This is a genomic window from Parasphingorhabdus sp. W113 (genome assembly GCF_055693205.1).
On sequence record NZ_CM146328.1, the window covers coordinates 3445244 to 3462559 of the forward strand.

General features: G+C 52.3%; 12 protein-coding genes and 2 pseudogenes. 12 read left to right on the forward strand and 2 right to left on the reverse strand.

Going from position 1 to position 17316, the window contains the following annotated elements; translation table 11 throughout:
* Positions 1–25: 25 nt before the first annotated feature.
* The 12 genes and pseudogenes from ACZ1GS_RS16725 to ACZ1GS_RS16780 all read left to right on the forward strand — a co-directional run bounded on the left by ACZ1GS_RS16725 (position 26) and on the right by ACZ1GS_RS16780 (position 13854).
* Positions 26–1054 (forward strand): SDR family NAD(P)-dependent oxidoreductase, encoded by a 1029-nt coding sequence (locus ACZ1GS_RS16725; RefSeq protein ID WP_472696298.1) that lies wholly within the window; start codon positions 26–28, stop codon positions 1052–1054.
* Positions 1055–1057: 3 nt separating this feature from the next.
* Positions 1058–2332 carry a Vi polysaccharide biosynthesis UDP-N-acetylglucosamine C-6 dehydrogenase TviB gene (gene tviB / locus ACZ1GS_RS16730; protein WP_472696299.1) on the forward strand — a complete coding sequence of 425 codons (1275 nt, stop codon included), beginning with the start codon at positions 1058–1060 and terminating at the stop codon, positions 2330–2332.
* A gap of 102 nt (positions 2333–2434) precedes the next feature.
* Entirely contained in the window at positions 2435–3388 is a 954-nt protein-coding gene (locus tag ACZ1GS_RS16735) for a Gfo/Idh/MocA family oxidoreductase (protein WP_472696300.1), read from the forward strand.
* Positions 3385–3993 (forward strand): acyltransferase, encoded by a 609-nt coding sequence (locus ACZ1GS_RS16740; protein ID WP_472696301.1) that lies wholly within the window; start codon positions 3385–3387, stop codon positions 3991–3993. Before ACZ1GS_RS16735 ends, ACZ1GS_RS16740 begins: the two co-directional genes overlap by 4 nt.
* Positions 3903–5092, forward strand: a pseudogene (locus ACZ1GS_RS16745) (DegT/DnrJ/EryC1/StrS family aminotransferase). The gene ACZ1GS_RS16740 and the pseudogene ACZ1GS_RS16745 overlap by 91 nt, the downstream one beginning before the upstream one ends.
* A gap of 3 nt (positions 5093–5095) precedes the next feature.
* The gene (locus ACZ1GS_RS16750; RefSeq protein ID WP_472696302.1) at positions 5096–6091 is read left to right on the forward strand and encodes an NAD-dependent epimerase/dehydratase family protein; all 996 of its coding nucleotides are present in this window, start codon (positions 5096–5098) and stop codon (positions 6089–6091) included.
* A gap of 9 nt (positions 6092–6100) precedes the next feature.
* Positions 6101–7249, forward strand: a complete 1149-nt coding sequence (locus ACZ1GS_RS16755) for a DegT/DnrJ/EryC1/StrS family aminotransferase (RefSeq protein WP_472696303.1) — start codon at positions 6101–6103, stop codon at positions 7247–7249.
* Positions 7250–7297: 48 nt separating this feature from the next.
* Positions 7298–8203, forward strand: coding sequence for a class I SAM-dependent methyltransferase (locus tag ACZ1GS_RS16760; RefSeq protein WP_472696304.1), 906 nt, complete (start codon positions 7298–7300; stop codon positions 8201–8203).
* Positions 8204–8359: 156 nt separating this feature from the next.
* A pseudogene (asnB, locus tag ACZ1GS_RS16765) lies at positions 8360–10233 on the forward strand (asparagine synthase (glutamine-hydrolyzing)).
* Positions 10230–10736: an acyltransferase gene (locus tag ACZ1GS_RS16770; RefSeq protein ID WP_472696305.1), complete on the forward strand. Its 507-nt coding sequence runs from the start codon at positions 10230–10232 to the stop codon at positions 10734–10736. Before asnB ends, ACZ1GS_RS16770 begins: the two are co-directional and overlap by 4 nt.
* Before the next feature lie 387 nt (positions 10737–11123).
* Complete coding sequence (locus ACZ1GS_RS16775) at positions 11124–12380, forward strand: hypothetical protein (RefSeq protein ID WP_472696306.1); 1257 nt, start codon at positions 11124–11126, stop codon at positions 12378–12380.
* Positions 12328–13854, forward strand: coding sequence for a lipopolysaccharide biosynthesis protein (locus tag ACZ1GS_RS16780; protein ID WP_472696307.1), 1527 nt, complete (start codon positions 12328–12330; stop codon positions 13852–13854). Before ACZ1GS_RS16775 ends, ACZ1GS_RS16780 begins: the two co-directional genes overlap by 53 nt.
* Here ACZ1GS_RS16780 and ACZ1GS_RS16785 read toward each other — a convergent pair.
* Positions 13843–15045, reverse strand: coding sequence for a hypothetical protein (locus ACZ1GS_RS16785; protein WP_472696308.1), 1203 nt, complete (start codon positions 15043–15045; stop codon positions 13843–13845). The two genes, ACZ1GS_RS16780 and ACZ1GS_RS16785, sit on opposite strands and share 12 nt — an antisense overlap.
* Positions 15046–15125: 80 nt before the next feature.
* Complete coding sequence (locus ACZ1GS_RS16790) at positions 15126–17312, reverse strand: GumC family protein (RefSeq protein ID WP_472696309.1); 2187 nt, start codon at positions 17310–17312, stop codon at positions 15126–15128.
* Positions 17313–17316 lie beyond the last annotated feature (4 nt).

Here is a 17316-nt window from a genome sequence, read left to right on the forward strand (position 1 = left end):
ACTTGCAAAAGTTAGGGCGATTTTAATGCAAACTGTACTTGTAACTGGATCCGCTGGTTTTATCGGCTTTCATTTGTGCAGCCTGTTGCTCCGGGAAGGCTTTCGGGTCGTTGGATTCGATGCCATGACGGACTATTATGATGTGCGGATCAAGGAGCGCCGCCATCAAATGCTGCTGCAAAATCAGCATTTCTCCTGCAAAATCGCAAGACTTGAAGACATGGATGCCCTGACAAGCCTTTGCGAAGCGGAGAAACCCGATATCATTGTCCATCTCGCTGCCCAGGCCGGTGTGCGATACAGTCTGGAAAATCCACGGGCCTATATCGATTCCAATATTGTTGGCACATTTAACGTGATGGAGTGCGCCCGCCTGTTCGCGGTCGAGCATCTCTTGATGGCCTCCACCTCTTCGGTCTACGGTGCCAACGGAGCAATGCCTTTCCGGGAAACGGAAAAAGTGGCAACCCCAATGACCATCTATGCAGCGACGAAGCATGCGGCGGAATCCATGGCGCATTCCTATGCACATCTTTGGAATTTGCCGACCACAATGTTTCGTTTTTTCACCGTTTACGGCCCTTGGGGTCGGCCGGACATGGCGCTTTTCAAATTTACGAAAGGCATTATCGAAGGCACCCCGATCGATATCTACAATAATGGTGATATGTTCCGGGATTTTACCTATGTTGACGATCTGGTCCGCGCTATCCGGTTGCTGATCGACACCAAACCGATCAGACCAGAGCGTCCCGAAGATATTGCTCCGGGCGATAGCCTGTCTGCCGTCGCGCCCTATCGTATCGTCAATATCGGTAATTCCAATAGCGTGAAGCTGCTAGATTTTGTCGACGAAATTGAGCGCTGTCTCGATAAAAAGGCCATCAAGAACATGATGGACATGCAGGTCGGGGACGTTCCTGCGACCTGGGCAGATGCGTCGTTGCTGGAAAGTCTGACGGGCTTCCGTCCTGACACCTCAATTCAACATGGCATCCGCCAATTTATTGATTGGTACCTAAGCTACTATAATATCTCATCTACGAATGGATAAAAAATGTCTGTGTCACAAGCAAAAATTGCCGTCATCGGGCTCGGCTATGTAGGCCTGCCGCTCGCTGTTGAATTTGGAAAAAAATTTCCAACAATGGGCTTCGACATCAACGCCGACAGGATATCCGAACTGGCTAACGGCCATGATGCGACGCTGGAAGTCGATGCCGACGAACTCAAGGCAGCCGGCCAACTGCATTTTGCAGCAGATCTGTCCGATATTGCGGATTGCAACGTCTATATCATCACGGTGCCAACCCCCATTGACAAGCACAAGAACCCCGACTTAACGCCACTCATCGCCGCGTCGAAAACGGTTGGCGCCTGCCTGAAAAAGGATGATGTCGTCATATATGAGAGCACCGTCTACCCCGGCGCCACGGAAGAAGATTGTGTGCCGATACTGGAACAGACTTCGGGCCTGATCTTTAACCAGGATTTTTTTGTCGGATACAGCCCGGAACGGATCAACCCGGGCGACAAAGAGCACCGTTTGCCATCAATTAAAAAAGTCACTTCGGGATCGACACCGGAAACCGCAGATTATGTCGATGCCCTCTATTCAGAGATTATCACAGCCGGCACCCACAAGGCTCCGACGATCAAGGTTGCTGAAGCGGCAAAGGTGATCGAAAACACCCAGCGCGATGTTAACATCGCGCTGATTAACGAATTGTCGCGGATCTTTTCGCGCCTCGATATCGATACGCTGGCTGTGTTGGAAGCGGCGGGTACGAAGTGGAATTTTCTACCGTTTCGCCCCGGGCTGGTCGGTGGACATTGCATCGGCGTCGATCCCTATTACCTGACCCACAAGGCGCAAGCAGCGGGCTATCATCCGGAAATGATATTGGCCGGTCGCCGGACAAACGACGAGATGGGCAAGCACATCGTAGCGGACCTGATCAAGGAGATGATCATCAAGGACATTAAGGTCCAGGGCGCGAACATTCTTGTCCTGGGCTTCACATTCAAAGAAAATTGCCCGGACATAAGAAATACCAAGGTCATTGATGTGGTGCATGAGTTGAAAGCCTATGGCGCTGTCCCGCACATTCATGACCCCAGCGCATCGCATGCCGAAGCGAGTCATGAATATGGGATGGACCTTATCGACACGCCAGAGCAGGGGCATTATGAGGCCATAATCCTCGCCGTTGCCCACGATCACTACAAGAATCTGGGCGTGGAGAAAATCCGGGAATGGGGTCGCAGCAACCACGTCCTGTTCGACCTGAAATATGTCTTCGACCAGGGTTCAGTCGATCTGCGCATGTAGGGACTGGAAAACAGGACTGTCTTTGACAATAAGGTTAATAACTAGCATGGGCGGCCCACAACCAAGAACTTCGGACAAGCTTAAACTGTGCATGGACATTCTATGAAAAATTTCGCGATTATTGGTGTCTCCGGATATATAGCGCCACGCCACCTGAAGGCAGTCAAAGACAATAACGGGAACCTGGTCGCCGCTCTGGACCCCAATGATTCCGTAGGCGTTATCGATAGCTATTTTCCAGAGGCCAGCTTTTTCACGGAATTCGAGCGTTTTGATCGGCATATCGACAAGCTGAGGCGCGAAAACTCACCGGATATGGTGGACTATGTGGCGGTCGCATCGCCTAATTATCTCCACGATTCTCATATTCGCTTTGCGCTGCGTTCGGGCGCTGCGGCAATCTGCGAGAAACCGCTGGTTCTCAATCCATGGAATATTGATGGATTGATCGAAATCGAGAAAGCAACCGGACGGAAAGTCAGCACAATTTTGCAATTGCGCCTCCATCCGGCCATCATCGCGCTGAAAGAACGGGTGGAAGCGTCAGACAAAACCGAAAAATATGATGTTGATCTGACCTATGTGACATCGCGCGGCAACTGGTACCTCCAGTCCTGGAAAGGCAAAGACGGAAAGTCTGGTGGCATAGCCACCAATATCGGCGTGCATTTCTACGACATGCTCCACTTTGTATTCGGCGCGTTGCAACAAAATGTGGTGCATTATCGCTCTCCAACCAAGTCTTGCGGATATTTGGAATATGAACATGCCAGGGTCCGATGGTTTCTGTCTATCGACAAGGATGATGTCCCCGAAAAATATCGCGCCACCGGTCAGAGAACCTATCGATCTATTGTCTGTGACGGGGAGGAAATAGAATTTTCAGACGGGTTTACCGAGCTTCACACTGTCAGCTACCGCGAAATTTTAGCAGGCCGCAGCTTTGGCCTTGAAGACAATCGGTGCGCCATCGAAACGGTTTCGACCATTCGCAATGCCGAGATTGCGCCCGCGACCGGCGATTTTCATCCTTTCTTGACAAAGCTATTGAAATGACTGCACAAATTCATTCCAGTGCGATTGTCGACGACGGCGCCTCGATCGGCGACGGCAGCCGGGTATGGCACTTTGTTCACGTTTGTGGCGGTGCAAAGATCGGCAACAACGTATCCCTGGGCCAGAATGTCTTTGTCAGCAACAAGGTCGCTATCGGTAATGATTGCAAGGTCCAGAACAACGTATCCATCTATGACGACGTGACCCTGGAGGACGGCGTTTTTTGTGGCCCCAGCATGGTGTTTACCAACGTCTACAATCCCCGCGCCTTGGTCGAAAGAAAATCGGAATATCGCGAGACTCTGGTTCGGGAAGGCGCCACATTGGGTGCAAATTGTACCATCATATGTGGTGTTACGATCGGAAAATACGCCATGATCGGCGCAGGGGCACTGGTGAACCGGGACGTCCCGGACTTTGCGCTGATGGTGGGAGTCCCCGCCGTACAAATTGGCTGGATGAGCCGATTTGGCAGTCGCCTGGACTTGCCACTCGAAGGCAATGGGTCTGCTATATGCCCGGACACCGGGGATCGCTATATCCTGCAGGACGGCAATATGATAGCGACTGCGAACCCATCCGACACTGTTGGAAGCGAAACGTGAACACGATACCCTTTATTGACCTCCGGAGCCAGCAGCAGGCGCGCAAACCGCAAATTGATCGAGCGATCCAGACGGTTCTCGAGCACGGCCAGTACATCATGGGACCGGAAGTGCACGAGCTCGAGGACACCCTCAGCGCCTTTGTCAGCGTCAGACATTGTATCACGGTTTCCAGCGGCACCGATGCGCTGCTGATTGCACTCATGGCCTTGAAGGTCGGCGCTGGTGACGAGGTCATCACCACGCCGTTTACGTTCATTGCGACAGCAGAAGTGATCGCCCTGTTGGGCGCAACACCGGTTTTTGTTGATGTTGATCCCGCCACTGCAAATCTTGATGTGACGAAGGTCGAAGCCGCTATCACGGCACGAACAAAAGCAATCATACCGGTCAGTCTTTATGGCCAATGCTGCGACATGGATCCGTTGAACGCGATCGCAAAAGCGCATGATCTGACGGTAATTGAAGATGCGGCACAGAGTTTTGGTGCAACCTATAAAAAGCGGCGTTCATGCAGCTTGAGTGCTATCGGATGCACGAGTTTTTCCCTTCCAAACCGCTGGGTTGCTACGGTGATGGCGGGGCGATTTTTACCGATGATGACGACCTAGCCAAAACGATGCGCCAAATTCGCGTTCATGGGCAATCAAAACGATATGTCCATGACCAAATTGGCATTGGCGGACGTATGGACACCCTGCAATGTGCGATTGTATTGGCGAAATTCCCTAGGTTTCTTGACGAAATCGGAATGCGTCAGGCGGTTGCCGCGCGCTATGACGCTGGGCTGGCCGGTCTCTCCAATCAACTCACAAAAATTGAAATTCTGCCAGAAAATACGTCTGTCTTTGGCCAGTATACGGTAAAAACCGATGATCGCGAGACTCTGGTGGCCGCTTTGTCTGCTGCCGGCATACCAACCGCGGTCCACTATCCGATCCCACTCAACGAGCAAAGCGCGTATCGGCAATTCAACCAACATAATACACCGATCAGTTCTGAACTTTCCAAACAGGTCTTCAGCTTGCCTATGAGCGCAGACTTGCGGCTGGAGGATCAGAACCACATCATCTCAACTCTAAAAGAGGTTCTAAGCTGAATTATGGATATTAAAGGAAAGCGACTGGTCGTCATCGGCGGTGCTGGTCTTATTGGTTCGCATACCGTTGACCTGCTTACCCAGGAAGATGTCAAAGAAGTCGTTATCTACGACAATTTCGCCCGCGGCTCGATGGGCAATCTCAGCGAGGCCCTGAAAGATCCGCGTGTCAAAATATATGATGTCGGTGGCGACATTTGTCAGAGTGATATTCTGAACAGCGCTTTGAAGGGAGCGGATGGGGTTTTTCATTTTGCAGCGCTTTGGTTGCTGCAATGCCACGAATATCCGCGATCCGCGTTCAACGTCAATATCGAAGGCGTGTTCAATGTTCTGGAAGCGTGTATTCAGCAGGATGTCAAACGACTGGTCTGGTCCTCATCCGCTTCAGTTTATGGCGATGCCGTCAGCGAACCGATGACGGAAGATCATCCGTTCATGAACAAGAATTTTTATGGTGCCACAAAAATTGCCGGCGAAGCGATGGCGCGGGCCTTCCATCACCGCTATGGCCTGGACTATATCGGCTTGCGCTACATGAATGTCTACGGGCCCCGTCAAGACTATCAGGGCGCCTATATCGCGGTGATCATGAAGATGCTCGACGCGATTGATCGGGGCGAAGGCCCGACAATCATGGGCGACGGGTCGGAGGCTTTTGATTTCGTGGCGGTGGAAGATTGTGCGTTGGCCAATATTTGCGGCATGAAATCCGATGCCACAGACGAATTTTACAATGTCGGTACGGGTATCCGCACATCGCTCAAGGAATTGGCTGAACGGCTGGTCGCATTGACCGGCAGCAATCAGGAAATTCAATATGCCCCGAGAAGCCAGGCAACTTTGGTGCGCAATCGTATCGGTAGCCCTGTAAAGGCAACCGAGGAAATCGGTTATACCGCTAAAATTGGTATCGACGACGGCTTGAAGCGACTGATTGAATGGCGCGCATCGCACAAAGACGAAGTGGCCGCGCGGCGCTTGAAAACACGATCATAGGGGAAATTTATGACTCAAGAATCGCGCCAGATCCCGATCGCCCTGCCGTCCATCGGTGAAGATGAAATTGTGGCCGTGCAAGAGGCCTTGCGCAGTGGCTGGATCACCCAAGGACCCCGCGTCGCGGAATTCGAGAAAGCTTTTGCGGCTCGTCATCAGGTGAGTCATGCCTTCGCGGTGACGTCCTGCACCACCGCGACGCATCTGGCTCTGGTCGCGGCCGGGATTGGCCCGGGAGACGAGGTGCTGGTGCCCGCCTTCACTTGGGTCTCGACAGCCAATGTCGTTATTCACTGTGGCGCTGTTCCGGTTTTTGTCGATGTTGATCCGAAAACCAATAATATCGATCCTGCGGACATCGCGCATCGGGTGACCGATCGCACCAAGGCGATTATTCCGGTCCATCTGTTTGGCCTTTGCGCTGATATCAATGCCATCAAAGCCATATTGCCCGATCATGTCGTCATTATCGAAGATGCGGCCTGCGCCGCTGGCGCTTCCTATTTTGGCAAACCAGCCGGTTCCCTCGGGGATGTCGGCGCCTTTTCCTTCCATCCGAGAAAATCGATTACCACCGGTGAAGGGGGGATGGTCACCACAAACCACGCGGCCTATGCCGCCAGCATTGATAGTCTTCGCAATCACGGGGCCAGTATTTCCGAAGAACAACGCCATCATGGCCCCAGACCTTATGTTCTGCCTGAATTTGATGTGATCGGATTTAACTATCGAATGACCGATCTGCAGGGTGCGGTGGGAGCCATCCAGATCAAGAAGCTGGATGAATATATTACCGAACGCAACAGCTGGGCGCAGCATTACATGGCGGAACTAGCCGACATAGAATGGCTCGTGACACCAGAGGTTCCGGCAGATTACAGCCATGCCTGGCAGTCTTTCGTGACATTTGTTAACCCCGATCTTGCTCCCACCACGCGCAACGAGATGATGGACATCCTCCAAAAACAAGGCGTGGCAACCCGGCCGGGAACCCACGCCGTTCATATGCTCGGCGCGTATCGCGACCGGTTTGATATCAAGCCGGAAGACTATCCCGGGGCGTTGTCATGCAACAACAACACGATGGCCATCCCGCTCCACAACAAGATGGTTGAAGCGGACTATGCCTATGTCATCGCAGCGCTAAAATCCATCTGAGAGCCGTTAACTCATCTTTTTGGCCAATTTGCCATTCAACGAGGTTTTATGTCTGTTACCCAAAATAATATCCATTTTGTGAATGGTATTCTTTCTAATCCCGTCAATTTCGACGGTAATTTCGCCGTTGTTGGGCAAGCCTCCGACCATCAGAATCAACAACAAACCAATGATGTGTTCTCGGAAAAATGGTCCAAATATGACGACAATGCCGAACAGGCCAAAGAGAGTCTCTACGCCTTTCAGAGGGACTGGTACCTGAAGCTATACGGCTTTGAATCCGAAGCCCATTTGAAAGCATTCTTGCAAGACAAAAAAGTCATTCTGGATGCCGGCTGCGGCCTCGGTTACAAGGCGGCCTGGTTCGCAAAACTTGCGCCGGACAGCTTGGTCATTGGCGTCGATTTTTCCGATGCGGCGCGGCAAGCGGCGGAAATCTATGCCGACATTCCCAACTTGCTGTTCATGCGCGGCGATATTGCAGCAACACCGTTTCAGGATGGCAGCGTCAGCTATGTCAGCTGTGATCAAGTGATCATGCACACCGAAAATCCAGATCAAACATTTGCCGAACTTTGCCGCATTTGTGATCCCGACATTGGCGAATTTGCCTGTTATTTCTATGCCAAGAAAGCACTGCCGAGGGAGTTGATCGATGATTATTTTCGGATAGCCTGTAAAGACCTTTCGTCAGAACAGCTTTGGGATCTGTCTGAGCAATTGACCACGCTCGGCAAGACGCTGTCCGAACTTGATGTGGCGTTCGAATGTCCGGATATTCCGGTTCTGGGGATCAAGGGGGGGAATATGATATCCAGCGTTTCCTGTACTGGAATTTCCTCAAATGTTTCTGGAACCCGGAACTGGGGCATGAGACCTCGGTCGCCACTAATTTTGACTGGTACAGCCCCAGCAATGCCAAGCGTTTTAGTCTTCAGGACGTCAACAGCTTAGCCAATGACAACGCGATGAAAATGGCCTTCATCCAATCAGAAGAGGCTTGTCACTCGGGACGCTTTGTTAGACGGTAACGCCATAGCAGACTGGACAAAAAACCGTCTCGCTGGATTTTATGGGATCAGATCGCTGGTCGGCTGGGAATAGAAAACCATGTGTGGAATTGTTGGCATAGTTAATCTCGATAGTAAGCCGGTATCGCGGTCGTCTCTGCAGGCCATGGCCGACGCCGTGGCCCATCGCGGCCCTGATGGCAGCGGCTATTTTGTCGATAAGAATGTCGGTTTGGGCCACCGCAGACTGTCGATTATCGATATCTCGACGCTGGGTAGCCAGCCCATGCAAACCGCTGATGGCAACTTTGTGCTCAGCTATAATGGCGAGATTTACAATTTCCGGGAACTGCGGTTGGAACTGCAGGCTTTGGGTCATGGGTTTAAATCCCAGGCCGATTCCGAGGTGGTGCTGGAAGCGTGGCGCGCCTGGGGGCCGAAATGTGTTGAGCGTTTCAACGGCATGTTCGCCTTTGCAATCTGGGACAAAGTCCGCAATTCCCTGTTTCTGGCGCGCGACCGTTATGGCATTAAACCGGTATACTGGACCAGAACCGGCAATCAGTTTCTTTTCGGTTCCGAACAAAAGGCGATCCTGGCCAATACCGGAGTTCACCGGGCGCTGGACCAGGCCGCGATGGTCGAATATTTCACGTTCCAGAACATTTTCACCAATCGGACCCTGCTTGAAGATATCGAGATCCTTCCGCCTGCAACCATTTTGGAACTGGACATGTCGTCCGGCGGCCGCATTTCGACCACCCGCTATTGGGACTATCATTTCGAAGAACCGCGCGGCAAATATGATCCCCGGGAATATCGCGAAGAACTGAACCGGCTTTTGACCCAGGCGGTATATCGTCAGATGGTCAGTGATGTCGAAATTGGCTCCTATCTGTCTGGAGGCATGGATTCCGGCACTCTGACCGCGCTTGCCGTCAACGAAGTGCCGTACATCAAAACGTTCACCTGTGGGTTCGATATCAGCTCGGCATCGGGCATTGAATTGGCCTATGATGAACGCCAGAAAGCCGAGGCAATGTCAGCGGCCTTCCGCACCGAGCATTATGAGATGGTCTTGAAGGCCGGTGACATGGAGCGGTGTCTCAACACCCTGGCTTACCATATTGAAGAACCACGCGTCGGCCAGAGCTATCCGAATTTCTATGCTGCCAAACTGGCGAGCAAATTCGTCAAAGTGGTCTTGTCCGGCGCCGGCGGGGACGAGTTGTTCGGGGTTACCCGTGGCGATATTATCGCGCGGTCAATTGCCAGAATTTTGACGATTATGTCGGTCAATATTACCAGTTTTGGCACCGGCTTATCCCGGAGCAGGACCGGAACGCTTTGTTTGCTCCGGTGGCTGATATTGCGAACAACATTGATCCGCGCGACATTTTCAGGGATGTCTTCAAGAGTCACGACAATCAACTGGATCGCCCCGAGGACTATATTAACCACAGCCTCTATTTCGAGGCGAAGACATTTTTACACGGCTTGTTTGTCATTGAAGACAAGATCAGCATGTCACAAAGCCTGGAAACCCGTGTTCCGTTCATGGACAATGACCTGGTCGACTTTGCGATGAAATGCCCGGTCGGGATGAAGCTGAACAAGCTGACCGATGTTATCGAGGTTGACGAAAATGATATCGGCAAGAAGCAATCATCGCATTTCCAGAAAACCAAAGACGGCAAGCAAATATTACGCGATGTGATGGCGCAATATATTCCCGACGAAATTGCCAACGGCACGAAACAAGGCTTCTCTGCTCCTGATGCCAGCTGGTTCAGAGGGGAAAGCATTGACTTTGTTCGCAAGAAGCTCATCGAAAATGACAGCCCTATTTATGACTATCTTGATCGCGAGACTGTCCACAGAATAATCAACACGCACTTGGATGGCCATGAGAATCGCAGATTGTTCATCTGGTCTGCCTTGAACTTCGACAGTTGGCTGGAGCAAATATTTTGACAAATTTGCTCCAGGATTTGAAGCGTTTCTGGCAGTCTCGCCGCAAGACCGTAGACGCAGAATATCGGCGGACCCTGCCATTTGGGGACTATATTGTCGATCGCTGGGAAAAAGCCGAAGCACTAGGGTTTGGCGAAGGGGCGTCCATATATGACAACGCCTGCATATTCGGCGATGTCCAGGTTGGTAGAAACAGCTGGATCGGGCCGAACACCATTTTGGACGGATCAGGAGGGCTGACGATCGGCAGCCACTGCTCCATATCCGCTGGCGTACAAATTTATTCCCACGACACGGTCGCCTGGGCCCTGTCGGGAGGCAAGGACCCTTATGAATATGGTCCTACCAGCATCGGCAATGATTGCTACATCGGACCAAATACGGTTATAGCAAAAGGTGTTCAGATAGGGGATCGCTGTGTTGTCGGTGCAAACAGCTTGGTTTTGCAGGATATTCCAAGCGATTCCAAAGCCTGGGGAAATCCCGCCAAGGTGCAGCGCTGATTACACTAGCTCCAGCGCCCGCGATTTGACGCGTCTCCGTTTTCTTAGTCGATGGTCATGGATGGCATCTCCAATTTGATACAGGAAATTTCTCACGCCCTATATTGGCTCCCGCTGCTTTGCTTCTTGCAGAGGCTAAGCCTGACGTGGAAACAAGGCACCGCGTTTGACAGCTGGGGTCACATTTTCTTCGTCGACAGCGTTCGCAAAAACAAGTCAGGTCCATTTGGCGCGATATATCCGCCCGTCGTCAATGGCGGCGCCTTTTACTACCCGCTCTTTTCGCATTGGCTATACAGTTTGTTTCCAGCCAAATTTTTGGTCGGGTTCAACCATCTTCTCAATCCCGCCATAGACGCGATATTCCTCTTCGCATGCGTAGCATTATTGCGCGTCGCAAACTTTTCGGATGTCACCATTGCGGTCAGCGCGCTGCTCTATATTTTTACCCCTTTGTGCTATTCAAAAATAGCCATCGGTCCGCGTGTCGCCAATTTTACAACGCGGATCATATCCGAGATACTCCTGCCGCTGCTATTCCTCGTCTGGTTCCTGGACCATGGATTGCCACTCTGGATCACGTTTCTTCTGTGCAGCACGCTTGGCGCGGTCATTCTGATGTCATCAAAATTCGGGGTCCAAGCGCTAACCTTTTTTGTCATTCTGGTCTGCATTTTTACAGCCGACGGGCTATTGGCTTTGGCCTATATCGCCGCATTGTTGATAACGCTCGTCTTGTCGCGTGGCGCTTTCCTGCAGATCCTGAAGGAGCAGATCAACCATCTGACCTGGTATTTCCGGAGTGTTGCCGACGGAAAGCTCTTTGTCGCCAATCGCAATTCTGTGAAACTTTTATGGGCCTGGGCGAAAGAAGACAGGATTACCAAAAATATTCAGAACATCGTTTTTAACTGGCTCGCCCAGAACAGCCTGACGTTGGTTATACTGAAAGCACCGGCATTCTTAGGGGTGATCATTCTCCTGATTGTGGCCGTTTTTGAAAATGGCTTCTCGGTTCTGAGCAACCTACAGGCGGTCCTCTTCGCAGCGCTTGTCATTTATTTGGCAACGAGCTTCAAATATCTGCTTTTCCTGGGCGAGGCCGAGAGATATCTGACCCATGCCGCCATCCTGTTTTGCCTGGCATTGCCGCAGATACTCGATTTGACCATGCCCCATAATCAATGGTTGGTCGCAGGCCTCATCCTCTATGGTCTCATATACTGGATCGTCGAGTTATTTGCGTTTGCAATAGTGCAGCCCTTCGGGACGAAAGCCCATGAAAAGGCGCTGGTTGCCACGCTAAAGGCGCTGCCGGACCAGCGGACTGTTTTGAGCTATCCCTATCACGTCTTGCCGCCATACCGGATCATGGTCGAGACAGGCCATCGGACCTTTTTCCCGATTCTTGCTGCCAAAGAGCAAAAGACCGAACTCGAACCCTATGAAGATTACCCGTATCCTGAATTGACCAAGGTTGAACAACTATGCCAACGGTTTGCCGTTGACTGTCTGATTATAGAAAAAGCCGAGCTGGCCAAACGGTTGCCGGACTGGCAATTGGACATGCACGCTTGGGATGCCGTGCCCTTTGCCGAACATCCCCAGATACTGGTTTTCCTCCGCAAGTCTCCGGTGCGATAAATGCAGGCGATGTAGAATCTTGACCCCTCAAAATCAACTTTCCCGGTTCGGATCAGATCTCGTCATATATGGCTTTGGCGTTGCGGCCAATGCGGCCGTTCGATTCATTGTCCTGATGATCGCCGCGCGCGTGTTGGCGACGGCGGAATTTGGCTTTTTCGACAACCTGCTGATCATCGGCATCATTATTTCGAACATTTTTATCACCGGCAATGACAGCGCGATCGTCCGATTGGTTTTTGACAAAAACGACCAAACCGAACATCGAAAGTTGTTGAGCGCAACCTATGTGATCACATTCATCGCGGCTGTCATCTTCACGATTGCAGCAGCCATTTTGTACCAATTTAGTCATGGCTATCTGCCGGCTCAATATATTGATCTGCCACTGGTTTTCGGTCTGGTGGTCTATGGCATTGGTCTTGCGGTTTACGCGCTCAACACCAGCTTCATGCGGGCGCTTTTTCTGAAAAGAACCTTCCTTGTCGCAACCGGAACAGGCCTGGTCCTGAGAACCGCACCCTTAATTGCCATCGCCGCAGCGCCGAATGTTGAGCTTCATCTACTATTTGGTGCTTTGGCAGCAGGGGCCGTTGCAGCCGCCTGTTTCACGAGTTTTCAACTCCGGACATATGTCACTATGTCGGCCGAGATCCTCTCGAAAATCAAACCCCTGCTGGCTTATGGTGCCCCGCTCGCCGTTATTGTTGTGATCGCCAGTCTCCAACCCGCTCTCGAACGGGTCCTGATCCTTCATTTTGGCGATCCGATGCTGCTTGCGCGTTATGCTGCTGCCGCATTTCCAGCTTTGCTGATCGGGATCATGATCCAGGTGCTGAATTCGGCATGGACGCCTTACGCGCTCAAGAAACATGCCGAAGGCGACCGCTCGACCTTTGATATTATCGCGATCATCACCGCGGCGTTGATCGGCACGGTTTACATGGTCTTTGCCCTCTTGGCCCAGTTTATCATCGCGCTGTTCGTCCCGATCGGAGATCCTCTCGCCGCGACCCTTTTCCCGTTTATTGGATTGGTGATCGTGCTGCGCAGCCTCTCGACATTCACCAGCCTGGGCTTCGCCATCGCCAAGGCGAGCAAAACCAAGCTGGCTTTGTACATAGTCAATCTTATCGCAGGACTGACCCTCAGCCTCGCCCTTTTTCCCCGCATCGGCATAGCAGCGGTTCCGATCGGCTTCTTCGGCAGTAATCTCGCAATTTGGTTCCTGGAAGCCGCGCTCGCTCGCAAGATGGGAGGTCCCAAATGGCCGATGGTTCAGATATGTATTATCCTCGGCGGGATGCTGGCGACCGCGGTTTCGCTCCAAACCGATACCCTGTTTTTGAACAGCAGTGTCCCGTCGGCGCGATCCATCTTGATCGCGTTGGCGGCGATCATGGCAGCTATTCTGCTCACATTGAGAGCGTATAGAATCTACACGATTACGGAAAAAACGCCCTCAAGACCGTGATCGGTTGACCGGCTGCAGCTGAATCTGGTCAATCGCAACATCCTGTCCGGCAACGCGTTCGCCGGCACCGGTCACGATGGACAGCCAGTAATATTGACAAGACCCGCCATCAATAGAAAACTGGTTGCTATTTGCACCAGACCTAATTGGCGCGGACAGGGGTATCTCGTCGGTCGCCTCCGGCTCCGCACATCGCAAGAACACGCGCAAAGAATCTGTCGCGAGAGTCTCCGCCACGACGTTCAACGACAGATCATAGGTACCCGGTTTCATGCGGATAAGTTGGCGGGCCATGACCCCGCTGGCACCAGCGGCAAGACTAAGATTCAGGATTCGGTTTTCCGCATCAATAAAGGCGAAAAACTTGCCGCTGGAATAAAGTTGCCAGTCTATCGGAGGAAGGCGGGGCTCCCGGTCCAGTGGCGCAATGCGGGTCATCTGGCCAGCTTGCCCCTTGGCAGCCAGGGATTGAGAAAACAACTTTTCCGCTTCGGAAAAATGATTGTTGCGGACCAGATTGATGATCAGATCGCGATCGTGCAATTGTGACCGATCAATATCGCTCTCATTGACCATAGCGCGCAATTTCGATGCATGAACAACAGCAGCCTTGTTGTTCGCCGCTTGTTTCCAGAACTGGCCCGCCCATGGCGGATCCCTTTTGAGCAAATTGGCCATTGGTTCAGCAAAACCGTCATGTCCGATCACGGACACTATGGCCGGAATCAAAGTGGTGCTCGATGTTCGACTGGTGCGCATCGAACGGTCATAATAGGTCAACAGCTCTGCCACATTCTCGCGCTCACCGCTGTCATAGATCGACCAGGTGAGGCTAAGCAGCTCGCGCTTCGACAGGCCCTGAGCCAAGTCCATCAGCTCTTTGCGATTGTCCCGGCCTTGGTTGAGGGCCAGAAGGGCCACCGAAGCAGCAGCAGTCGGTTCCACCAGAAACGATTTTTTGGCTTGGTCGAGAATAGCGTCATCAATATCTTCGGGAAACTGTCCTGCATTCTCAACAACGACGGTCGTGAACGCGTTAATCGCCAGAGTTTCATAGGCAAACCCGTTCTTTGGCCAAACCGCCAGCGCCAGGGCCGGGTTCTGTTTCTTGGAAATCCCGCCAATGGCTTGCATGGCGGCCAAGCATGCCAAGACCGCCGCAACTATCAGGATCACACCCGTCCGAATCATAGTTTTTCCAAGTTCGACATGCGTCCAGCAGCACGAGGTGCGCCGTTCAAATCATGGTGGCTATGGCACATTGTCACAATTCAATTCGCTTCCTGCGCATCGCTGCCATAGCTATATTCATAGCTATAACCGTAACCACTATGCTGCTTAGCCACCTTTGTGACAATCGCGCCAAATATTTTCGCGCGCGATGTCTTGATCCGGTCCAGCGCCGCTTCAATCGCCTTCAACTTCGGGCCTTTGGCCTCAATCGTAAAGACCACACCCTCCACCGTTGTGGCCAATAGCGGTATATCCGCCAGACCCAGAACAGGCGGAGCATCAATGATAATGTGATCGAAATCATCCTTCAGCCGCATCACGAGTTTCGCGACCCTGTCGCTGCTCAGGAGTTCGGCGGCATTGGGAGGAATAGGACCTGCTTTCATCACATGAAATTTGTAGACGTCCGAAACCTGCACAAGGTCGTTCAAATCATCCTGTCCGGACAAATAGGTGCTCAGTCCGGCGTTGTTCTTTTCTTGCAGCAGAACGTGCAACGACGGATTGCGCATATCCGCATCGATCAGCAACACCTTGCGGCCAGTACTCGCCAACACGGTTGCCAACGAAATGGCCGATGTGCTTTTGCCTTCATTGGGTCGGGTACTGGTCATCAAAAAGGATCGGGGAACACCGTGGTCGGTCAGAAAGGACAGGCTGGTGCTAATACTCAGATAGGCCTCCCAAGCCAGCGACTTTTTGTCTTGCAGGGTATCCAGAATGTCGCTTTTTTCCAAATCGGGAATGGAGCCAAGACCCGCTATGCCGAGATTGGGCCGAACATCAGACTGGTCATTCACCGTCTGATCAATTTGTTCCGAAACAAAAACATACAGAGCGGCAAAAATCAGACCGGCAAAAGTGGCCAGCAGGAGATTCAGCAGCAGAAGCGGGCTGGACGGCTTGTCAGGCAGTCGGGCGCGATCGACGATCGAGATATTATTGCTGCCGACTCCCGCAACCCCAATTTCTTTGAACCGCTGCAACAGACCTTCATAGAGTTGCCGGTTGGTATCCACTTCACGCTGGTAAATGCCGTATTGAATAGAGGCGCGCCGTTCCCCACTAAACAAATTCTTCAATTGATTGACCTTGTCGCGCAACTGCTTTTCTTTCGCCAACGCTTGCCGATAGCTGCTCTGATTACCCGACCGAATGCGGGCCTCTTCTTGAGCAATGGCACCGTCCAGCGCCCTGATTTGCGATGCCAGGGCTTTGGCTTCGGGATATTCCGGTTCAAATTGTACCAACAGTTTCGCATATTCGGATGCCGCGACGGCCCGTTGCTGGCGAATACCGTTAATCGCCTGATTGCCCATTGCATCCTTGTTCGCGGTGCGTTGCTGCGCCTCGCTCTCGGCCGCAATCCGCTCAGCCGTGGCCTGCGCCAATTCCGCATTCAACGCTTCAAGATTCGCCGTGGCCAGCGTCTGTCCACCGACCGTCCGTCCATCGGGGCCCGTCGTTGATGACAAAGTGACGATCTGTTCACGATCAGCATATAGCACCAGTTGCCGTTCAGATTCTTCCAGCCTCTGGCGCAGCTGCGCAAGGCGTTCGGTCAGAAACTTGCGCGCCTCGGCGCTCGATTCAAATCGCCGGTCAAGATTCGATGCGACAAATTCTTGGACCCAGGAGTTCGCAATATCAGCCGACAGCTTTATGCTTGGACTCTCAAAGCTGATATCGACGAGGCTTGACCCGCGAACAGGCGCGATGGAAATATGTTTGACCAGCAAGTCTGTCGCAAGTTTTAAGCGCCGATTGCGTTCAGCGGCGCTGTTGGGATTCACCTTCGCCGTCAACAAGCCCCCGCCGTCGGGATCAACACCGAATGTTTCAAAAAAACTGTCTTTCATCGCGAGATTCTGGGCGCGGGCCACCCGCTCAGCCAGCGAACGGGACTCGAGCAGTGCATATTGGGTTTGATAAAATTCGAGATTCTGCCCGGTATCTTCCTGTTGCAAGCCCTCAACATTGGTCACCTTGTCTTGCGTGCGATTGATTTCAATGCGCGAAGTTGCGGTATAGTAAGGCGTCGTCAGCAACGTGAACAGCACGCCGATCATCAGCGTGACAGCGACGATCGTCGCGATGGCAATCTTGTGCCGCAATATGGCGTGCCAATAGCGCAGCAACGGGGGAGTCCCGTGTGTTGCATCGTCATAATAGCCGGGAGCCTGCTGGTCCGGATTTTGCGATGGGCTGTTACTTACAAGGTTCATGCGA

Bases quoted from the DNA above. Each gene is read 5' to 3' on its own strand.
- ACZ1GS_RS16725 (WP_472696298.1), top strand. From the start codon at position 26: ATGCAAACTGTACTTGTAACTGGATCCGCTGGTTTTATCGGCTTTCAT.
- ACZ1GS_RS16760 (WP_472696304.1), top strand. From the start codon at position 7,298: ATGTCTGTTACCCAAAATAATATCCATTTTGTGAATGGTATTCTTTCT.
- ACZ1GS_RS16750 (WP_472696302.1), top strand. From the start codon at position 5,096: ATGGATATTAAAGGAAAGCGACTGGTCGTCATCGGCGGTGCTGGTCTT.
- ACZ1GS_RS16740 (WP_472696301.1), top strand. From the start codon at position 3,385: ATGACTGCACAAATTCATTCCAGTGCGATTGTCGACGACGGCGCCTCG.
- ACZ1GS_RS16785 (WP_472696308.1), bottom strand. From the start codon at position 15,045: ATGATTCGGACGGGTGTGATCCTGATAGTTGCGGCGGTCTTGGCATGC.
- tviB (WP_472696299.1), top strand. From the start codon at position 1,058: ATGTCTGTGTCACAAGCAAAAATTGCCGTCATCGGGCTCGGCTATGTA.
- ACZ1GS_RS16790 (WP_472696309.1), bottom strand. From the start codon at position 17,312: ATGAACCTTGTAAGTAACAGCCCATCGCAAAATCCGGACCAGCAGGCT.
- ACZ1GS_RS16735 (WP_472696300.1), top strand. From the start codon at position 2,435: ATGAAAAATTTCGCGATTATTGGTGTCTCCGGATATATAGCGCCACGC.
- ACZ1GS_RS16755 (WP_472696303.1), top strand. From the start codon at position 6,101: ATGACTCAAGAATCGCGCCAGATCCCGATCGCCCTGCCGTCCATCGGT.